Source organism: Microbulbifer taiwanensis (assembly GCF_014904815.1).
Lineage (GTDB): Bacteria > Pseudomonadota > Gammaproteobacteria > Pseudomonadales > Cellvibrionaceae > Microbulbifer > Microbulbifer taiwanensis.
Map to the genome: position 1 here is coordinate 34,371 of NZ_JACZFR010000026.1, position 20,673 is coordinate 55,043.

Sequence of the window (20,673 nt, forward strand, 5' to 3'; positions counted from 1 at the left end):
CTGCCCCCTTAAAGCCGACCAGAGAAAGCCTTTTGACTAGTCGATTCGGCCAACTCAACGTCTTGAAGAATGCCAGAATTTTGACTCGATCTAATACTGCTTATTTTTTCAAAAAATTCAACAAACCCCTTCTGCTTATCAGGCTCAGGAACTGGAAGCAGAGTCCTGCTCATAATTTCCATAGTTATATATTTAGTGTTGGACCCTTTTGAAAATCTTTTGAGGTTAGACAACTGGTATTCGAGTGCAAACTTATAAAATGGATAACTCCAACTTTCATCCTTCAAGGACAGCACATATGTCCGCTGATAGGCGTTGAACTTTCCTTTGTAATGCTTCACGTCATAATCGGCTTGAGCATTATTTCCAGCCAACAAGAGAGACTCTTGATCAAATGCAAAGTCATCGATTGCATATATTTCTTTGGCACAAGTGAAGAATGGATATTTTCCACTCTCTACTGCAGCATTAGAATTTAAGCTTCCGGTTTTTATGTTAAATATTTCTGTCATCGGCAAAACCTCAACATTCTGAGGATTCGCGTTTGGATCACCGAACATATCCAGAAATACCGCACGCAGGAATTCGTCGGCGAGGGCGATGGCCTGCTGGCGTTTGCGGCGGATGACATCGGCCTTGTCGAGGATGGCGGCGATGCGTTGCTGTTCTTTTAGGGACGGCAGCGGCACTGTCACCTTCGTGAGACCTTGACGGGTGATCTGGGGCTGAGCAGAGCCAGAAATTACGTCAGAGAAACCACGTTTCTTGAAGAAATAATACAAGTAGCGAATATCAACCTTGCTATGATCTAAGTCATCTAGAGCCATAGCATTCCCATTTATGTATGACTTCGGCTCTGAAATATGCACGTTCCCGCACGTTGCACCTCGACACGTAATCATCAGCGTCGGGTTTTCATGGGTAAACTCAGAGAAAAAACCGATCTTTCCATTCGCTCCGTAAACAGGAAAACCTTCTTCAAGCAAGGCCGAAGCAGAAATCGTTTTCCACTGTTTGGGCCAACAGATTTCACTCAAATTGACGACTGGATGACTCACAGCATCCCCTCCAGCACTTTCAGCTCAGTAATAATCTCGTCTTCCAGCCTCAACAGCCGCTCCAGAATCTCCTTGGGTGGATCGTACTGCTCCTCCTCGTACACCACCTCCTTATAGCGGTTGATGGAGAGGTCGTACTTGTTGCCGGCGACATCCTTCGCATCCACCACAAAGGCCTTTTGGGTCTTGTCGCCGAACCGCTTCCCAATCTCCTCTGCATCGGCATTAGCCAGCACCAGCTCGCGGTAGGCCCGCCACTGCTCCAAGGCATCCGGCAGGTCGTTGTCCTTGATCGGACTGCGCTTGTCGTCCAGGGAGTAGCCGTCCGCCTGCAGGTCGTAGAACCAGACTCTCTCGGTGCTGCCGCCCTTGGTGAACAGCAGCACGGCGGTGGAGACGCCGGCGTAGGGTTTGAAGACGCCGGACGGCAGGCTGACGATGCCCTCCAGCTGGTTGTTTTCCAGCAGTTCTTTTCTCAGTTGCTGGTGGGCCTTGGAGGAGCCGAACAGCACGCCATCCGGCACGATGACCGCGGCGAAGCCGCCGGGCTTGAGGGCGCGCAGGATATGGGCGACGAACAGCAGCTCGGTCTTCTTCGTCTTGACCATGCCGAGCAGGTCCGGGTTGGTGTTGCTCTCGTCCAGGCTGCCCTTGAACGGCGGGTTGGCGAGGATCACATCGAAGAAATCCTGTTCCTGACGGGGGAAGTTCTCCCGGACGGACTTGTTGAGGCTGTCCTGGTAGTGGATATTGGCCCCGGCTACGCCATGCAGCAGCATGTTCATGCTGGACACGCGCAGCATGGTGGTGTCGAAGTCGAAGCCCCAGAACATGTCGCTGTTGATATGGTCGCGGTAGGGCTCCAGCAGGTCGCCGCTGTAGTGGGGGTTGCCGTCCTCGTCGGTAAAGGTGCCGGACTCGCTCGAGTGCTCCCGGTTCAGGTATTCCATGGTGCGGGCGAGGAAGCCGGCGGTGCCGCAGGCGGGGTCGCAGATCACCGCGTCCGGCTGCGGGTCGGCCATGGCGATCATGGTGTCGATGATATGGCGCGGGGTGCGGAACTGGCCGTTGATGCCGGCGGTGGTGAGTTTGCTGAGCAGGTACTCGTAGATATCGCCCTTGACGTCGGACTCGGTGAGCGGCAGCTTGTCGATCATTTCCACCGCGGCCACCAGTACGGATTCGTTCTTGATCTCGATATCCGCGTCCTGCATATATTCGCCGATGCCGGCCAGGGCGTGCGCGGCGGTGCCGTCTTCGCCGATTTCCTCTCGGCCCAAGCTGGCGAAGAAGGGGAAGACGTTTTTCTTCAGGTGCGCGAGCATCTCCTTGCCAGCCATGTTCTTGAAGTTCTTCCAGCGCAGCAACTGGCCTTTGTAATCTTCCGGAAAGAGGCGTTCCACCTGTTTGCCGGTTTTTGCGGCCTTGCGCTCGGCCACCTCTTCCTGAATATCGAGCATGCGCGCGAACATCAGGTAGCTGATCTGCTCGATCACGGTGAGGGGGTTGGCGATACCGCCGGTCCAGAATTTCTCCCAGAGTTTGTCGATATCGTTGCGGATTTGTCCGGTTAGCATGGGTAACTCTTTCTATTGAATCGGTTATAAGTTGTTCAGCAGCAGCCTGGCCAGGTCGGCCTCCAACTGCGCCATGGTGATCTGTGGGTGAACTTTGCCGCACTGGTACAGGTGCAGCAGTTGTTGGTAGTGAACGCTGCTTCCTTCACGCTCACAAAACGCCTTAAAGGCCTCGGGAGCGAGCGAGTGTTTGAGCAATATGGCCGTGGCCTGCACCAGCGACTGCGTATCCCGCCAGTGGATGAACGCGGCGAGGCGGTCCTTGACCACATCCTCCGCCCGCAAAATCGGTATGCGGCCTTCCGGCAGCTCGGCGGTGGTGGTGCGCTGAATCAGTTCATTGCCCACCGACAGGGGCGCCGGCGGGAATTCCACGGTGATGTCCGTAGTGGCATTGACATACACCCGCCCCTTTTTGGTAAAGCCGAGCTGGGCCATGGCGCGGTGCAGTTGAACGGGCGTCTGGTAGTTGGTGTTGACCATGTCGATGTCTTTGGTGAGGTAGAGGTTCTCACTGTAAATCTCTACGGCCAGGCCGCCGACCAGCACCACCTCGATACCCTGGTTGTGCAGGTGTTCGGCAACCCTGGCGGCGAGTTCGGTAATGGTCGCGCGGCTGAAATCCATTATTCGCCTTTACCCTTTTTCCCACCCTTGCCTTCCGCTTCCCGCACCGCCACCAGGGGCTTGCCGGCCTGGCGCGGGCGGGTGCGCTGCACCAGCAGGCGGTTGCGCAGCTCTGGCGGATAGGCGGCCACGGCGGCCTTCAGCAGGGCCTTGAGCGGCTCCATAAACGGGTAGCGGGGATTCAGCTCGTAGTTCCTGACCTTGCCGATCAGCTGGCTGACCACAACGCCATCCTCCTCCAGCCGGGCCAGTTGCTTTTGCACCGGGTTGGTGGGTATACCGTAGAACTCGGCGATTGCCTTGCCGTAGCCCGCCCCGCGCAGGAGCAGGTACAGCAGCGCCTTTTCCTGGCTCTCTGCGCGGAGTATGCCTTTGAGTACGAACATGGCGGCCTCTATATACCAAATATTGGTTAATATAAACCATTTTATGGTTCATGAAAAACCAGCCAGCGGGGTGAAGTCATTTCTGGATAAGTGCCGAACCCTCCCCATACCGTAAATCTCTCTAACCATCTGTTTTTCATAACTTTTCAATGAAACCGAAGCCGCATTTTGTCAGGAAAAAGGTGGCCTTTTCCTGACATGGCGACACATCCCAGATGATGGGCACGTCGCTGCGCTCCTTTGCCCATCCTACGGTCGGACAGCTCACGCATCGGGCTGCCAGAAGGGCTTGAGCACAGCCACCAGCTCGGTTACGTCCTCGAGGCTGAATACACCGCCCCCCCTCGAGGGAAACGCTGGTAAAGGGCGCATCGTGGAGTTTTCCCTCGATGCCGCTACCGTCAAGGCCGTTGCGGATTTGGCCATTTGGCATGCTTAACTCTCTACTTGTTCGCTGATTAATTCCTGTGTCACGGCTTCACTCTCACCACTCTGCGGACGCTTCTCCTCATGGCTCCCGCTCTGGTCATCGCGGGGGATATAGTCGATCTCCAGCTCGGCCTTCTCGGTAAAGTAACCGGGCAGTTCGGCCCGGATGGCCGGCGCCAGATTCTTGAACTCGCCCACCTGCTTGACCAGGTTGCCGCGGCCGCTGACCAGTTGGCCCTCGGCCTTGGCATAGGCTTCGGAGGCCTTTTCCAGGCCTTTCTTGATGCCCTCGAAGCTGCCGAGAAAGCCATTGAGCTTTTTGAACACACTCTCGGCCTTGCTGGCCAGGGCGGCGGTGTGTTTGTTCTGGTCCTCGAAGCGCCACAGCTGGCGGACGATGTTGAGACTGGTGAGCAGCGTGGTGGGCGTGGCCACCAGTACGTTGTTCTCGATCGCCATCTGGAACAGGCGCTCATCCGCCCTGAGCGCCTCGACGAAGGCGGATTCGATGGGGATAAACAGGAACACCATCTCCGGGGAGTTGAGTTCGTTGATTTTGTAATAGTCCCGGTCCGCCAGTTCCTTGATACGGTCCGCCACCGCCTGCACGTGGTCTTTCAGGGCCAGCTGGCGTTCGGTCTCGTCCTCGCTGTTGACGTAGCGGGTATAGGCGTTGAGGGAGACCTTGGCGTCGATGATCAGGTGCTTGCCCTGGGGCAGGTTGACGACCACATCAGGGCGCTGCTTGCCGTCTTCGGTGTTGAAGGATTTCTCGCGCTCGTAGTCCCTGCCCTGCTGCAGGCCGGAGCGGTCCAGCACGCTCTCCAGCACCATTTCCCCCCAATTGCCCTGCAGCTTCTTCTGGCCGCGCAGGGCGGTGGAGAGTTCGTGGGCCTCGGTGGTGATCTGCTGGTTGAGCGCTTTCAGCTGTTCCAGCTCTTGGCGCAGCTCGCCGCGCTGGCTGGTTTCGCGGTGGTGGATGTCTTGCACTTCTTTCTTGAAGCTGTCGATGGACTCCTTGAAGGGGGCCATCAGAGCGGACAGGTTGCTCGAACTGCTGTTCTGAAAGGCCTTGCTCTTCTGCTCGAGGATTTCATTGGCGAGCACCTTGAATTCCTCGCCCAGGGCTTTCTTTTGCTCCTCGAAGTGCGCCAGCTGCGCGCGGTGACTCTCGTCCCGCTCCGCCAGCGAGGTTTGCAGCTTCGCGTGTTCCGCGTTCAGCGCACTGTGCTGCCGTTGCAGCTGTTCGTATTTCTGCTCCAGGTTCTGGTACTGCTCGCGCGCATCCGCCAGTCGCTGCTGCAGGTCCCGCTGGGTTTCCTGCTGCTGTTCGCGACTCTGCTGTAGTTCGGTCCGGGTGGCGTGCAGGCTGTTTTCCGCGGTTCGCAGGTCCGCGCGGGTCTTTTCCAGGCTCTGCTCCAGTTGTTGGCTGCGCGCGCCGAGTTCGGCCTTGCCCATCTGTTCGGATTCCAGGCGCGTAGCCAGTGCGCGGTGCTCCAGGCGCAATGCGCCGAGCTCTTCGCTGGTGCTATCCAGCTGTTGCTGGATCAGATTCTTTTGTTGCTCCAGTTGCTCCGCATTGGCGCGCGCCAGGGAGAGCTCCTGCTGCACCTGCGCTAGGGTTTTGCCAGCGCGCAGGCTGGCCAGCAGATAGGCGATGGCAGCCCCAATCAGGGCAATGGCAGCGGCGGCGATCCAGTATTGGTTCGGCAGTTCCTGTAATGTCATTCCATTTCCCGTCCTTGCTGTTCGTCAGTTACGTGGGATCACTGGGCTTCGGTGGCGGTCGCGTCTTTGAGGAAGGGCTTCAACACTGCGACCAGATCGTCCACATCGTCCGGCTGGAAGACACCATCCACCCCCTCGTGGGACACGCTGGTAAAGGGCGCATCGTAGAGTTTTTCCACGGTGATGGTGCCGTACTGGGCAATATGGTTCTTGAGCAGGTTCATAAACCGCACCTGCTTGTGGGTGAGCTGCGGGTGAGCGTGGAGGAAGCCGGTGAAGTGGGCCTCCACGGCCAGCGGGTCCATGCCCACCAGTTCGCGCAGGGTGAGCTGCAGTTCGCCGGCGGTGCGGCCGTAGAACTGGTTCAGGGCTTCCAGGCTGACGCCCGGGTGCTCGGTGAGAATGCTGGAGGCGAGGTTTTTCAGTTCGTCGTCCACGATGGGCTCGCCCTTGCGCAGCTTCTGCAGTACCGGGTTGCGCTCCAGCATCTGGTCGAGGATGGCTTTTACCCGGCGACGGTAGAGGGTGGCCTCATTGGCGCCGATGGTGACTTTGCGCTCCTTCTCCTGAATGCCGCCGTCGCTGGTGCTTGTGCCGGGCAGGATATAGCCGCCCCCGCCGCCGGACTGGCGGTATTTCATGATGCCGCGCAGTTCGCGGCGGGCCTGCTCCAGGCGTTCGACGCTGGGGTTCTGCCAGAAGTCGGCGCTGCGCACCTCGTCGATCAGTCTGTCTTTCTGGCGCACGGCCTGGATATTGACGGCGAGCGTGTCCAGCTCCTGCAGCAGTTGGTCGCGGCCATCGTCGAAACAGCTGGCCTGCTCCACCAGGCAGCGCTGGATATTGGCAATCAGACGGTCGAGGGCGATGGCGATGGCGAATTTGTCCGGCAGCACGCGGGCGCCCATCAGCGGCGCGATGGTGGTTTTGAGGATATGCTGGGTATTGCCGTCCATGCGCTGCAGGGCGTCGGTCTGCTGCAGCTGGTGCACGCTGCGCAGTTCCCGGCGCACGGCGATGCTGTCTTCGGGCAGGTCGTTGATATCCGCCTTGAGCAGTGCCAGGGCTGTGTCGAAGCCCTCGCGGTGATTTTGCTTGAGGCTGGCCAGGGCCAGCTCCAGGCGGGCTTCGAACAAGGTCTGCAACAGAGATTTGCCACCCACGTCCTCGGCTTCCCGGTACTCCTCCTCGAAGAAGTCGAAGTTGCCGTAGTGGTCGAAGATCAGGAATTCAGTCTTGTGTTTGCCGGCGCCGAACAGGTTTTCCCGCAGGCGGGTGCCGCGGCCGATCATCTGCCAAAACTTGACCCAGGATTTCACCGGGCGCGCGAACACCAGGTTGACCACTTCCGGCACGTCGATGCCGGTGTCCATCATATCGACGGAGATAGCGATGCGGAAATCGTTGCCGGGCTTCTTGAAGTCGCCGATCAGGCTCTCCACCTTGGGCACGGCGTTGTGGATCACCTTGCAGACGCGGGTGCCGTACTGGGGGTAGAGTTTGCAGAAGAGTTTTTCCAGCTGTTCCGCGTGCTTCTGGTTCTGGGCGAAAACGATGCTCTTGCCCACCAGGGAGCCGGTTTCGTCCTGGATGCCGTTGTCGACCAGGTTTTCGAGGATGATGCGGTCGGTGTCTTCGCTGTAGATCCTGCGGCCGATATCCTTGCCGGCGAACTCTGCCCTCTTGGCCTCTTCCTCGCCGAGATCCTCTTCCAGCTGGCGGCGCTGCTCTTCGCTCAGATCCTGGTAGTGGATGCCCTCGCGCAGGAATTCGGTGGTGAGGTCCTTTACCCGGAAGGGCACCAGGTACGGCGGCTCGTTGTCAATGGCTTCACTCAGGCCGAACTCGAAGGTGGGATCGGTGCTCTCGCAGCCGAACAGCTCGAAGGTGTTGCGGCTGATAAATTTCACCGGGGTGGCAGTGAGGCCCAGCTGCAGCGCATCGAAGTAGTCGAACAGGTCGCGGTATTTGTTGTAGATGCTGCGGTGGGATTCGTCGGCGATGACCAGGTCGAAAAAGCCCACGTCCAGCTGCGCGAAGCGGTTCATCATGCTGGGATAGGTGGCGACGTAGATGCGCACGGACTGGTCGATCTTGCTGGTCTCGCCGATCACACAGCGGGGCTCGCTGGGCAGATAGTCCTTGAAGGCGTTGTTGGCCTGGGTGCGCAGTTCCTTGCGGTCGCACAGAAAGAGTACGCGCTTGCCCCAGTTGGCGCTCAGCAAGAGTTCGCTGAGGGCGATGGCTACGCGGGTTTTGCCGGTGCCGGTGGCCTGCACGATCAGGGCGCTGCGGCGCTGCTCCTGGAAGCGGTTGGCCACGGCCTTGATGGCCTCAATCTGGTAGGGGCGGCCTGCGATATCGGTTTTGGGGTTTAGCTGCTCCGGGTGCGGCTGGCGGTACTGGCGCTGGTAGATCAGGTACTCGAGGCTGTCTTTGCTGTAGAAGCCATACACCGAACGGTAGGTGTTGTACTGCACATCGTCCCAGATAAAGGTTTCGTAGCCGTTGCTGTAGAAGATCACCGGGCGGCGGTAGCCCATCTGTTCCAGGCCGTCGGCGTAGATGCGGGCCTGCTCGCGGCCGGCCTGCAGATTTTGCTCGCCGGACTTTTTGGCCTCGATCACCGCCAGGGGCTGGCCGTCGTCGCCCCAGAGCACGTAGTCGGCCCTGCCCTTGCCGCTTTTATTGGAGGGCTCCGGCACCTCGAATTCGAGGGTAACCTGCTCGGGGTTATTGAGATCCCAATCGGCCTTGGCCAGAAGGGTATCGATCAGCAAGCGGCGGGTTTTGGCTTCGTCCCACTGCAGGGAGTCCGCTACCCGATGGCTCTGGGCCTGCTTGCGCGCGGCATCCTGTTTGTGGGGCGCTTCGATGTTGGCGCTGTTGCGGGTGCGCTCTTTTTCCAGCTGCTCGATCACTTCCTCAAGCCGGGCAGCCTGCTCTTTGACTTCCGTCTGGTATTTGCTGACGGATTTTTTCAGCTGGCTCAGTTGCGCGGTGGGATCGGCTACCTCCTTGAACGGCGCTATGTCCGACTTGGTTTTGCCATAGTACTTGAGCGCCATATACAGGGCGAGCTGGTGGGCGGTGCCCAGGGCCATCTGTGCGCTGCGCAGTTCCCCTTTGGCGCCATGCGCTGTCTCGTTACCCTGTACGCGCAAGAAGTTGATCTGGTGGATCAGGGAGCGGTCGACGCAGTCCTCGTATACGCGGCTTTTTAACAGCTCGTAGAAGCTGGCCTGGGGCAGGCGCGGCAGGTACTCCTCCTTGTAGATACTCTTGGTGACCTCTTCGGCGAAGCCTCGCAGGCGCGTGAGGGCGCTACCCGGGTCTACATGGAGCACCGCCTCGGCCAGGCCGGCGAGGTTGGCCAGGGTTTCGTTTTCCGGGCGGAGGAATTCGAAGTTCTGCGATTTCATATAAAAAATTCTATCCATACCGGCCATAGTGCGAAGAGCGTGCCAGCTTTCACTTGAGGCCGAGTTTTTCCATTAGATTGGTCAGCGTCTGGTAGTTGTTGAGACCCAGCAGTGTCGCGGCGCGGGTCTTTTTGCCCTGTGCCGATTCCAGCGCGCGGGGGATATAGTGGCGCCAGATATCGTCGCAAAGTCCTTGTATATCAACGCCTTTGGACAGATCCCGCCCCAGCAGGTCGCGCTCCTTCTCCGGCATATGGAACAGAGCCTGGCGCAGGTCCACAGCGTCTATGGAATCGGTTTGGCTCCACAGGGCGGCGCGCAGCAGGGTCGAGTGCAGTTCCCGCATATTGCCCGGCCAGGGGTGACACAGGATAAGATTTCTTGCCTCAACAGAAATTTTCTTACCTTGCAGATGGGCGTCGTGAGCGGCGACGTTCGCCATTATGTGGTCGGTGAGAAGGTTGAGATCCCCTTCCCGCTCGCGCAGTTGCGGCAGGTGTAATACGCCCACCGCCACGCGGTAGAAGAGATCCTCGCGGAAGCTGCCCTCGGCCACCATCTGCATTAGGTCGCGGTTGGTGGCAGTGACAATGCGCACATCCACCCGGCACTCCCTGCCACCACCAACCGGCGTGAAGCTGCCGTCCTGCAGCACCCGCAACAGCCGCACCTGAACCGCGGGCTCCAGCTCGCCAAATTCGTCCAGGAACAGGGTTCCGCCGTCGGCCTGCTGAAACACACCTTCCCTATCGCTGCTGGCGCCGGTGAAAGCGCCCTTCCTGTGGCCAAACAGAATGGAGTCGATCAGTTCCGCGGGAAAAGCGCCGCAATTCACCGCGACAAATGGACGATCCGATCTTTCGCTGGCGTTGTGGATTGCGCGTGCAAACAGCTCCTTGCCGGTACCCGATTCGCCGTAAATCAGTACCGGGATATCCCGCGCGGCCAGGATACTGGCCTGGGACTTGAGGCGCTGCATTCTGGGATTCTGTGTGACTATGTCATCAAAGGCGGCATCTGCGGGCGGAGCGGATGCCGCCAGTTGGGTCATGGAGCGGGACGAGACTTTATCCGCGACGGGCACATATTCGGCAGCGATATCAAAGGGTATCTGCGTTTGCTGAACCCCCTCCTCGCGCGAAACCTGCCAGAAAGTGGCGGGATGGCGGGTCTTGCCCAGCAGTATCCATACCGCCTGCATGGCCGGCGTCCCCGGGCTCAGCAATATGTGTATTTCGGCCTCAGAATTTTGCCCGCGCAGATCGAGCAGTACTTGATTAGCGGCTTGATAGATTTCTCCGAAATTGACCGGAGAAGATAAGGTGATTTGGTGGCCGGTTACCGGAATCGAGGTGCGTTGCCGCAACCAATCGAGATAAGGGGCAATGTCAGAGGATGGATAATTGTAGAGCAGCTCGACGCTGTTGAACCTTTCCTGTTCAAGAGCCTCCGCAATGGGTCCCAACTGGGGGTTCGCCGGCTGGCAGGCAGCGAGATCCTGGCCCCCGATCCAACTGATTAAAATTCGCTCCACAAAGCGCTCTCTTGCTTATTTTTCATTAGGCGCCAATCAACGCTCCATCCGAAAAGTGATGTTAATCACATTCATTTGGAATGGGTACCCTGGCGCGGTAAGCAATTGGAGAGCTCGGCAGTACAAGCCGAGACTTGGGACATCAGACAGCCCCAGATGTATTGGAAAAGGAGAGAGATTGAAATGGTCGGGGTGGCCGGATTTGAACCGACGACCACCACACCCCCAGTGTGGTGCGCTACCAGGCTGCGCTACACCCCGACATAGCTAAATCAAGCTGCTTTCTGATCGCCTTGATCGGCGCTAAGTGCTTGATTTATAAGGGACATCGCATTGCGATGAGGCGCAAATCATACATGAGTGGCGGGGGAATGCAAGCCCGGATTTGCGCCTTTTGGAGGCCCTTTCGGCGGGCCCCGCTTCAGGTCTCCAACAGGGTCAGCACGCTTTCCAGCTCGGCGATGACCTGGGGGATTATCTGTTGCACCTGCACCGTCTCGGCCTTGTCGCTGCCGTTCTCCATTTGCAGGCGGGCGCCGCCGATGGTGTAGCCCTCCTCGTACAGGAGTGCGCGAATCTGGCGGATCAGGATGACGTCCTGGTGTTGGTAGTAGCGGCGGTTGCCGCGGCGTTTGACGGGGCTGAGTTGCGGGAATTCCTGTTCCCAGTAGCGCAGCACGTGGGGTTTGACCGCGCACAGCTCGCTGACTTCACCAATGGTGAAATAGCGCTTGCCCGGAATTACCGGCAACTCGCTATTATGACTCGCTTCCAGCATCTTCTTCTACTCGTGCCTTGAGTTTTTGTCCCGGTTTGAAGGTCACTACCCTGCGCGCGGAGATGGGGATCTCCTCGCCTGTCTTGGGGTTGCGGCCCGGGCGCTGGCTTTTATCACGCAGGTCGAAATTGCCGAAACCGGACAGCTTTACCTGCTCGTTATTTTCCAGCGCATTGCGGATTTCCTCGAAAAAGAATTCGACGATTTCCTTGGCTTCGCGTTTGTTAAAGCCCAGCTCTTCGTACAACTTTTCGGCGAGCCCGGCCTTGGTCAGTGCCTCTGTCATTGGTTCCTACCAACAGATTCAGAGGCGTCGACTCCAGATCGGAAGCGGCCCAAACCGCGGCGGCTTCAACCCGGTAGCAGACGCTCTCGGGGTGCCAGACAACCCGCACCCCTGAGCGTCATGCTGCAGGCTAGCGCAAGCTGGCGTTGTATTTTTGTTCTAGTTTTCCGACCACCGCATCGACAGCGGCATTGATTTCGTCGTCGTTAAGGGTGCGCGACGGATGCTGAAAGGTCAACCCCATGGCGACACTTTTTCTATTGAAATCAATACCTTTGCCCTGATAGACGTCAAAAATCTTGAGGTCGGTCAAGGTTTCGCCGGCGGCCTCGATGGCGGCCTCCACCAGGCTGGCTGCGGCGACATCGGCGTCGATCAGCAGGGCCAGGTCGCGGCGCACTTCCGGGAACTTGGACAGCGGGCTGAAGGACGGCAGGCGCGCCTGGCCCAGGGCCTCCAGGCTCAACTCAAACACGAAGGCGGCCCTGGGCAGGTCCAGCTTCTTCTGCAGCTGCGGGTGCAGGGCCCCGACTACGCCGACCTCGACGTCGCCGCGCAGTATGCGGGCGCACTGGCCCGGGTGCAGGGCCGGGTGCTGGCCGGCTTCGAAGCGGAATTCGTCCTCTGCGCTAGCGGCCGCGCCTCCCGTGACATAGTGCGCCAGCAGGGCCTCGACGTCGGCCTTGATGTCGTAGAAATCGACCGTGTCCTTGCCGCCGGTCCAGTTCTCGTTGAAGCGGTTGCCGTAAATCAGGCCGGCCAGCATCGGCTCCTGCTTCAGTCCGGCCACGCTGTCGCCCGGAACGAAACGCAGGCCGGATTCAAACAGGCGCACTCTGCCCTGCTGGCGGTTGAGGTTGTACTGCAGCGACTTGCACAGGCCCGGAATCAGGCTGGTGCGCATTACCGCCAGTTCGGCACTGATGGGGTTCTGCAGGGCCACCGGCTCGGCCGCCGGGTCGAAGAGCGCGGCGGAGTCGCTGTCGATAAAGCTGTAGGTGATGGCCTCGTTGTAACCGCGGGCCAGCAGCGTCTGCTCCAGCGCATCCTGGGCTATCTCGCTCTCCTGCTGCGGCACTATGTCCAGGGAGGCATTGAAGCTGAGGCTGGGGATACGGTTGTAGCCGTAGACCCGCGCCAGCTCCTCGAGCAGGTCCGCCTCTATGGCGATATCGAAGCGAAAGCTGGGGGCCAGGAAGGTCCAGCCATCGGCGTTCTGGTCGATCTTCTCCAGGCCCAGGCGAGTCAGGATATCGACGATTTCGTCGTCGGCCAGGGTCACACCCAGGCGCTGGGGCACGCTCTGCTTGCGCAGGGTGATATGGCGCTCGGCGGGCATGACTTCGCTCAGCTCGCGCAGGTGCACCGGGCCCGGCTCGCCGCCGACCATGCCCAACAGCAGCTGGGTGGCGCGCTCTACGGCTTTTTCCTGCAGGCGGTAGTCGACGCCACGCTCGAAGCGGTGCGACGAATCGGTGTGCAGGCCATAGGAGCGGGCCTTGCCGGCGATGGCCAGCGGGTGGAAGAAGGCGCTCTCGAGGAAGACATCGCGGGTGTTTTTGCTCACCGCGGAGTCGAGGCCGCCCATGATGCCGGCCATGGCCAGGGGCTTCTGCTCGTCGGTGATCAGCAGCGTGCCCTCCTGCAGCTTGACTTCCTGGCCGTCGAGCAGGGTGAGTTCCTCACCCTTCTCGGCGTGGCGGACCTTGATGCCGCCGCTGAGCTTGCTCAGGTCGAAGGCGTGCATCGGCTGACCCAGTTCGAGCAGCACATAGTTGGTGACGTCCACTACGGGGTCAATGGAGCGCAGGCCGCTGCGGCGCAGGCGCTCCTGCATCCACAGGGGCGTGGTGGCACTGATATCGATATTGCGGATCACGCGGCCCACGTAGCGCGGACAGGCGTCGCCGGCGGCCAGGGTGACCGGTAGGCTGTCGTCTATCTGCTGCGCCACCGGGGTGATTTCCGGGCCAACGACCTGGCAGCGGTTCAGTACGCCCACTTCGCGGGCGATGCCGGCGATGCCGAGGCAGTCGGAGCGGTTGGGGGTCAGGTCAACCTCGATGGTTTCGTCGTCCAGCTTCAGGTATTGGCGCAGGTCTTCACCGGTAGGGGCGTCTTCGGGCAGTTCCCAGATGCCATCACTGTCCTCTCCCAGTTCCAGTTCTGTCTGGGCGCAGAGCATGCCGAAGCTCTCGACACCGCGCAGCTTGGCCTTCTTGATCTTGAAGTCGCCGGGCAGTTTGGCGCCTACCAGGGCAAAGGGGATCTTGATGCCGACGCGGGCATTGGGGGCGCCGCAGACTACCTGCATTTCGCCGTCCGGGTGGCCGGCGACCTTGCACACGCGCAGCTTGTCGGCGTCCGGGTGCTGTTCGGCGGCGAGGATCTCACCCACCACCACGCCGGAAAATTCGCCCGCGACCTTTTCAACGCCGTCCACTTCCAGGCCAGCCATGGTGATCTGGTCGGCCAGTTCCTGTGCGGAGAGTTGCGGGTTTACCCATTCCCGCAGCCAGGAGTTGCTGAGTTTCATAGTGCTGTCTCTTTCTGAATTCTGTTTTGCGCTGTCTGTTTTTCGCTTTTTGTAGGAGCGGCCCATGGCCGCGATCTATGTCTGTTCAGTGCCGTCGGCAAATTTGATCGCGGCCATGGGCCGCTCCTACAGGAGGGGCAATGGCCCAGACCTAGAACTGCTTTAGGAAACGCAGGTCGTTGTCGAAAAACAGGCGCAGGTCGTTGACGCCGTAGCGCAGCATGGCGAGGCGCTCCACGCCCATGCCGAAGGCGAAGCCGGAGTAGGTTTCGCTGTCGATATTGCAGGCGCTGAATACGTTCGGGTGCACCATGCCGCAGCCCATGACTTCCAGCCAGCCGGTGCCGGAGCAGACGCGGCAGCCCTCGCCGCCGCAGGCGGTGCACTGGATATCCACTTCCGCCGAGGGTTCGGTGAAGGGGAAGTAGGACGGGCGGAAGCGCACCGGCACGTCGGCCTCGAAGAAGGCCTTCAGGAACTGGTCCACGCAGCCCTTCAGGTGGGCGAAGCTGACGCCCTTGTCCACTACCAGCCCTTCCACCTGGTGGAACATGGGCGAGTGGGTTACGTCTGAGTCGCAGCGGTAGACGCGGCCCGGGCAGATGATGCGGATCGGCGGCGCGGCCTTCTCCATGGTGCGGATCTGCACCGGGGAGGTGTGGGTGCGCAGCACCGTGGACGGGTCGATATAGAAGGTGTCGTGCATGGCGCGCGCGGGATGGTGCGCGGGAATATTGAGCGCCTCGAAGTTGTGGTAGTCATCCTCGATTTCCGGGCCCTCCTCCACAGAGAAGCCGAGGCGCACAAACAGTTCTTCGATGCGGCGCATGGTGCGGGTCACCGGGTGGGCATTGCCCTGCTCTTCGCCGCGACCCGGCAGGGTGACATCGATGGTCTCCTCTGCCAGCTTGGCGTTGATGGCTGCCTGCTCCAGGGCATTGCGGCGCGTGTTGATCTTTTCCTGCACCTGCTGCTTGGCTTCATTGATCTTGGCCCCGGCCGCCGGGCGCTCTTCCGCCGACAGCTTGCCCAGACCCTTCAACAGCGCAGTGAGTTGGCCCTTCTTGCCCAGGTAATCCACACGCACCTGGTCCAGTGTCGCCAGGCCGTCGGCCTTTTCCACCAACTCCAGCGCCTGCTCGGTGAGGGACTGCAAATCTTGCATCGAACTCATTCCCGTTAGATTTCTACTTCGTTTAAATTCGCCTTTCCCCAGCGTAGTGGCGCCCGGATCGGCAGCACCGGTTGAGAAAGACGAAAATGGTCAAATTATTTTTGATCAGAGGGCGGGCATCGCCGTCTTAGCCGCCACCGGTTAAAAATAGCGGAATCTCCATAAAAAAATAGGGAAGGGCCACAACAGCCCTTCCCTATTTTTCGTATTCAGTTTTGCAACTGAAGTGGCAGCTTAAGCTGCCAGGGCTGCCTTGGCTTTTTCAACTACGGCAGCAAAAGCAGCTTTGTCGTATACAGCCAGGTCGGCCAGAACGCGACGGTCCAGGGCGATATCCGCCTTTTTCAGACCGGCGATCAGGCGGCTGTAGGACAGGCCTTCAGCGCGGGACTGGGCATTGATACGAGTGATCCACAGAGCGCGGAAGTTACGCTTCTTGACGCGACGGTCGCGGTAAGCGTACTGGCCGGCCTTGATCACCGCCTGCTTGGCTACGCGGAATACACGCGAACGCGCACCGTAGTAACCCTTGGCCTGCTTCAGAATTTTCTTGTGACGACGACGCGCCTCTACACCACGTTTTACACGGGCCATAACTCTATCCTCTTAAACCTTTTAGCGATGGGCCAATTACTTGGCGCGCAACATGCGATCGACCAGGGTGGCATCAGACTTGTTCATGGTCTGGGTGCCGCGCAGCTGACGCTTACGCTTGGTGCTCATCTTGGTGAGGATGTGGCTCTTGTTGGCGTGCTTGTGCTTGTAGCCTGAAGCCGTCTTCTTGAAGCGCTTGGCGGCGCCACTGTGTACTTTTGCTTTCGGCATTTTGTACTCCAAAGTAAAAAATTGTCTGCGAACAGACTTCTTCAATGAACCGCCGGAGACCGGCGGCGTTACGAGAGTGGGGGGGCAGCCGTCGCCCAACCACTTCTCCAAGGGAGATCCGCGGCATGCGCCGCGGGCCTCACTTTTTCTTCTTGCTGGGAGCAATCACCATGATCATCTGGCGGCCTTCCAGCTTCGGCCGCTGCTCCACGGTGCCCAGTTCCTCCAGGTCCTTCTCGATGCGCTGCATCATTTCCAGACCCAGTTCCTGGTGCGCCATCTCGCGGCCGCGGAATCGCAGGGAGACCTTGGCCTTGTCGCCCGCCTCGAGGAAGCGGGTCAGGTTGCGCAGCTTGATCTGGTAGTCCCCGATATCGGTACCGGGGCGGAACTTCATTTCCTTGATCTGCTGCTGCTTCTGTTTCTTCTTGGCAGCGTTTTTGGCCTTTTTGGCCTCAAAAACGTGCTTTCCGTAGTCCATGATTTTACAGACTATCGGATCGGAGTCCGGCGCAATTTCAACGAGATCCAGATTGGCCTGCTGAGCAGCCTCCAGCGCTTCATTCAGGGAGACAACGCCCACCTGTTCGCCATCGGCGCCTATGAGACGCACTTCTGACGCCTCGATCTGATCATTGATGCGGGCCTTTTTGGACCGTCCCTTGCTCTCTCGTTTAATAGCTATCGTCTCCGTTAATTATCAGAAATAGACAAACGGCCGCGGCGATCCACGTCCTGCCTGAGGATGTCCAGGAACGACTCGAAAGTCATGGTTCCCAGGTCCTCACCGCTGCGTGTCCGCACGGCGACCGTCTGGCTCTCTACTTCCTTATCGCCGATCACCAGCAGATAAGGTACGCGCTGTAGCGTGTGCTCGCGGATTTTAAAGCCGATCTTCTCGTTTCTCAAGTCGGCCGAAGCACGGTACTGCTGGGCACCCAACCGGGCCTCCAGGTCACGGCAGTAGTCGGCCTGGCGATCGGTGATATTCAGGATCGCCACCTGCTGGGGGGCCAGCCAGGCGGGGAAGGCGCCCTCGTAGTTCTCGATCAGGATACCGATAAAGCGCTCGAAGGAGCCCAGGGTGGCGCGGTGCAGCATCACCGGGGTCTGGCGCGAGCCGTCTTCGGCCACATACTGGGCGTCCAGGCGGCCCGGCATGGAGAAATCCACCTGAATGGTGCCGCATTGCCACACCCGGCCGAGGCAGTCCTTCAGGGAAAACTCGATCTTGGGCCCGTAGAAGGCGCCCTCGCCCGGCAGCTCTTCCCACGGCAGTTCGGCGGCGTCCAGGGCGTCGGCCAGGGCCTTCTCTGCCTTGTCCCAGCTCTCGTCGGAACCGACGCGCTGTTCCGGGCGGGTAGACAGGCGGTAGATGACGTCCTCGAAGCCGAAATCCTTGTACACCGAGTGCAGCAGCTCCATAAAGTCGGACACTTCCGTCTGGATCTGGTCCTCGGCACAGAAAATATGGCCGTCGTCTTGCACAAAACCGCGCACGCGCATCAGGCCGTGCAGGGAGCCGGACGGCTCGCTGCGGTGGCAGGAGCCGAACTCCGCCAGGCGCAATGGCAGGTCGCGGTAGCTGCGCAGGCCCTGGTTGAACACCTGCACGTGGCAGGGGCAGTTCATCGGCTTGATCGCGAACTGGCGCTCCTCACTGGTGAGGGTGAACATATCGTCGCCGAACTTGTCCGCGTGGCCAGATTTGCGCCATAGAGAGAAATCCACCAGTTGCGGCGTCTTGATCTCCCGGTAGCCGTACTCGCGCTGGCGGCGGCGCATGTACTGCTCGATGGTGCTGTAGACGGTCCAGCCGTTGGGGTGCCAGAACACCATGCCCGGCGCCTCTTCCTGGATATGGAAGAGATCGTATTTCTTCGCCAGCTTGCGGTGGTCGCGCTTCTCCGCCTCTTCGATGCGGTGCAGGTAGGCCTTCAGCTCTTTCTTGTTGGCCCAGGCGGTGCCGTAGACACGGGTCAGCATCTCGTTGTTGGCGTCGCCGCGCCAGTAGGCGCCGGCCACCTTGGTCAGCTTGAACGCCTTCAGCCTGCCGGTGGAGGGCACGTGCGGACCGCGACACAGGTCCTCGAAATCGCCCTGGCGATACAGGGAGATATCTTCATTGGTGGGGATGCTGGCGATGATCTCCGCCTTGTACTCCTCGCCCATCTCGCGGAAGTATTTCACCGCATCGTCGCGCGGTAACAGGCGGCGACTGACAGGAATATCTTCCTTGGCCAGCTCGCTCATGCGCTGCTCGATCTTCTCCAGATCCTCCGGCGTAAACTGGCGCTCGTAGGCGAAATCGTAATAGAAGCCGTCCTCGATCACCGGGCCTATGGTGACCTGGGCTGAGGGATAGAGCTGCTTGACCGCCTGGGCCAGCAGGTGCGCGGTGGAGTGACGGATAACCTCCAACCCTTCCGGCTGGCGGTCGGTAATAATGGCCAGTTCCGCGTCACGGTCGATCACATGGCTGGTGTCGACCTCTTTGCCGTCGACCACACCGGCGAGCGCGGCTTTTGCCAGGCCGGGGCCGATATCGTTGGCGACATCGAATACGGAAACAGGGTTGGAAAATTCGCGACGGGAGCCGTCGGGGAGAGTGACAACAGGCATTGTACTTCCTTTCTATCAGTGGCGATCCCTACCAAAGACCGCGTGAATCAACTTGATTTGTCGGGCATCTGGCCCAAGTGCGGAAGGCACTTAAAAGATGGTAGACCCGAGCGGACTTGAACCGCTGACCTCTGCCATGTCAAGGCAGCGCTCTAACCAACTGAGCTACGGGTCTGTAACGCTTTTTCAGCAACTCTGCAGCGGGGAACCCCTTGCTGCGAAGAGCGCGAACTTTAGCACCGGATTTTAGTGTTTTCAACAACTTAGTGAGCTTTTCGAGCGGCGAATTTGAATCGTCGACCAGAGGGTGCGAACCCGCACCGGGGCCATGGACTCCCCCCGCTGTCCTGTGGCCTAATGACCCGGCATTTCCGCATACCGAGAAGACATGAATCCGACGCGAGTGAAATCCTTCGTATGGCCAGTGTGGCTATTCCGCTGCATCGGCCTGCTGTCGCCTGCCTGAGACTCACCTCCTCCGCAATGACAACAGCCGCACTGAAAGGCTGTTGTCCACACCCTTTCGACCCGGCGCCGATAAGGGACCAACGTGAAATCCAGACAACTCAATATGACTCCGCTGCTGGGCAACGGCTATTTCCTCGCCTTCGCCGCCGCGGCCCTGTTTTCCGTCAAGGCGATCTTTATCAAGCTGGCCTACCGGCACGGGGTGGATGTGGAGACCTTTATCCTGCTGCGCATGCTGCTGGCCCTGCCCTTCTACCTGGCGATTGTCGCGCTGCTGCGGAGCAGCGGCCAATGGCGCCCCGCCTCTCCGCGCCTGCTGCTGGTGACCGGGATTCTGGGCCTGTGCAGCTACTACCTGGCAAGCCTCCTCGACCTGCACGGGCTGCGCTATATCAGTGCCAACTTCGAGCGCCTGATCATCTACCTCTACCCGACCATGGTGCTGCTGCTGGGCTGGTGGTTCCTGCGCCAACCGGTGGCGCCGCGACAGCTGTTGTGCATCCTCGGCGCCTACGCGGGAATCCTGCTGATCTACTGGCAGGATCACAGCTTCAGCACCGGCGCGGCCGCACCGGAATGGGTGTCCCTGGCGCCGACTGCCTGGGGCATGCTGCTGACCCTCGGCGCCGCGCTGAGCTTTGCCATCTACGTGACCTTCAGTGAGGGCGCCATCCGGCGCCTGGGCAGCCGCCAGTTCACCGCCCTGGCGATGATCGCGGCCAGCGCGGCCATCGCCGTGCACTTCGCGCTGCAGGGGGACTGGTCCAGGGTGGCTCAACCCTGGCCGGTCTACGGCTACGCGCTGATCGTGGCCTTTGCCTGCACCGTGGTGCCTTCACTGCTGATGAGCGCGGCCATCCAGCGCATAGGTTCGGCGGCGACAGGGGCCGTGGGCACCAGCGGGCCAGTGATTACACTGATCGCGGCAGCCTGGGTGCTGGGGGAGCCGTTTACGGCCTATCACCTCGGGGGAATGGCGATCATTATTGGAAGCCTGGTGCTGCTGAAGAAGAGCGGGGAAGACAGGAAAGTGCGCCCGATGGTTAAGTCTCAGGGTGCCGCGTCGTAGGGTGCGCCGTACGCACCGCTGCGGGGGATGGTGCGCGCGGCGCACCCTACGGAAGCACTTTCTCGTCATTCCGGCACAGGCCGGAATCCAGGTGCCCCCCGCTCCCCGAAACTGGATACCGGCCTGCGCCGGTATGACGAGTCAGTGATGACTC

Annotated in this window: 17 protein-coding genes and 2 tRNA genes; 1 reads left to right on the forward strand and 18 read right to left on the reverse strand. The window is 59.9% G+C overall.

Translation table 11 applies throughout. The features are described 5' to 3' along the window. Positions 1–8: 8 nt before the first annotated feature. The 18 genes from IG627_RS09650 to IG627_RS09730 all read right to left on the reverse strand — a co-directional run bounded on the left by IG627_RS09650 (position 9) and on the right by IG627_RS09730 (position 19,157). Positions 9–1,058 carry a restriction endonuclease subunit S gene (locus IG627_RS09650; protein WP_193192150.1) on the reverse strand — a complete coding sequence of 350 codons (1,050 nt, stop codon included), beginning with the start codon at positions 1,056–1,058 and terminating at the stop codon, positions 9–11. Next, positions 1,055–2,635: a type I restriction-modification system subunit M gene (locus tag IG627_RS09655; RefSeq protein WP_193192151.1), complete on the reverse strand. Its 1,581-nt coding sequence runs from the start codon at positions 2,633–2,635 to the stop codon at positions 1,055–1,057. Before IG627_RS09655 ends, IG627_RS09650 begins: the two co-directional genes overlap by 4 nt. A 24-nt stretch (positions 2,636–2,659) precedes the next feature. After that, positions 2,660–3,262 (reverse strand): nucleotidyltransferase, encoded by a 603-nt coding sequence (locus IG627_RS09660; RefSeq protein ID WP_193192152.1) that lies wholly within the window; start codon positions 3,260–3,262, stop codon positions 2,660–2,662. Beyond that, the gene (locus IG627_RS09665; protein ID WP_193192153.1) at positions 3,262–3,648 is read right to left on the reverse strand and encodes a winged helix-turn-helix domain-containing protein; all 387 of its coding nucleotides are present in this window, start codon (positions 3,646–3,648) and stop codon (positions 3,262–3,264) included. The genes IG627_RS09660 and IG627_RS09665 overlap by 1 nt, the downstream gene beginning before the upstream one ends. 264 nt (positions 3,649–3,912) lie before the next feature. Continuing rightward, a complete protein-coding gene (locus IG627_RS20865; RefSeq protein ID WP_226864909.1) occupies positions 3,913–4,074 on the reverse strand; it encodes a hypothetical protein in 162 nt (53 codons plus the stop codon). Between the two features lie 9 nt (positions 4,075–4,083). Beyond that, a complete protein-coding gene (gene rmuC / locus IG627_RS09670) occupies positions 4,084–5,805 on the reverse strand; it encodes a DNA recombination protein RmuC (RefSeq protein ID WP_193192154.1) in 1,722 nt (573 codons plus the stop codon). Positions 5,806–5,843: 38 nt separating this feature from the next. Next, positions 5,844–9,227 (reverse strand): type I restriction endonuclease subunit R, encoded by a 3,384-nt coding sequence (locus IG627_RS09675; protein ID WP_193192155.1) that lies wholly within the window; start codon positions 9,225–9,227, stop codon positions 5,844–5,846. 49 nt (positions 9,228–9,276) lie between these two features. Then, positions 9,277–10,428: a sigma-54 interaction domain-containing protein gene (locus IG627_RS09680; RefSeq protein ID WP_226864910.1), complete on the reverse strand. Its 1,152-nt coding sequence runs from the start codon at positions 10,426–10,428 to the stop codon at positions 9,277–9,279. Positions 10,429–10,945: 517 nt separating this feature from the next. Continuing rightward, positions 10,946–11,022 (reverse strand) — tRNA-Pro (locus IG627_RS09685). Positions 11,023–11,182: 160 nt separating this feature from the next. Further along, complete coding sequence (locus IG627_RS09690) at positions 11,183–11,539, reverse strand: MerR family transcriptional regulator (RefSeq protein ID WP_193192157.1); 357 nt, start codon at positions 11,537–11,539, stop codon at positions 11,183–11,185. After that, positions 11,520–11,825 (reverse strand): integration host factor subunit alpha, encoded by a 306-nt coding sequence (ihfA, locus tag IG627_RS09695; protein ID WP_010131375.1) that lies wholly within the window; start codon positions 11,823–11,825, stop codon positions 11,520–11,522. Before ihfA ends, IG627_RS09690 begins: the two co-directional genes overlap by 20 nt. Before the next feature lie 130 nt (positions 11,826–11,955). Next, positions 11,956–14,361, reverse strand: a complete 2,406-nt coding sequence (gene pheT, locus IG627_RS09700; protein WP_193192158.1) for a phenylalanine--tRNA ligase subunit beta — start codon at positions 14,359–14,361, stop codon at positions 11,956–11,958. A 151-nt stretch (positions 14,362–14,512) separates the two neighbouring features. Then, a complete protein-coding gene (gene pheS / locus IG627_RS09705) occupies positions 14,513–15,526 on the reverse strand; it encodes a phenylalanine--tRNA ligase subunit alpha (RefSeq protein ID WP_193192159.1) in 1,014 nt (337 codons plus the stop codon). Between the two features lie 243 nt (positions 15,527–15,769). Beyond that, positions 15,770–16,129: a 50S ribosomal protein L20 gene (gene rplT / locus IG627_RS09710; protein ID WP_020413350.1), complete on the reverse strand. Its 360-nt coding sequence runs from the start codon at positions 16,127–16,129 to the stop codon at positions 15,770–15,772. 36 nt (positions 16,130–16,165) lie between these two features. After that, a complete protein-coding gene (rpmI, locus tag IG627_RS09715; protein ID WP_193192160.1) occupies positions 16,166–16,360 on the reverse strand; it encodes a 50S ribosomal protein L35 in 195 nt (64 codons plus the stop codon). A gap of 139 nt (positions 16,361–16,499) precedes the next feature. Further along, positions 16,500–17,045: a translation initiation factor IF-3 gene (infC, locus tag IG627_RS09720; RefSeq protein ID WP_455429755.1), complete on the reverse strand. Its 546-nt coding sequence runs from the start codon at positions 17,043–17,045 to the stop codon at positions 16,500–16,502. An 8-nt stretch (positions 17,046–17,053) separates the two neighbouring features. Next, positions 17,054–18,982: a threonine--tRNA ligase gene (gene thrS / locus IG627_RS09725; RefSeq protein WP_193192161.1), complete on the reverse strand. Its 1,929-nt coding sequence runs from the start codon at positions 18,980–18,982 to the stop codon at positions 17,054–17,056. Positions 18,983–19,080: 98 nt separating this feature from the next. Continuing rightward, positions 19,081–19,157 (reverse strand) — tRNA-Val (locus IG627_RS09730). Between the two features lie 375 nt (positions 19,158–19,532). Here IG627_RS09730 and IG627_RS09735 point away from each other — a divergent pair. Further along, positions 19,533–20,519, forward strand: coding sequence for a DMT family transporter (locus IG627_RS09735; protein WP_193192162.1), 987 nt, complete (start codon positions 19,533–19,535; stop codon positions 20,517–20,519). Positions 20,520–20,673: the final 154 nt, after the last annotated feature.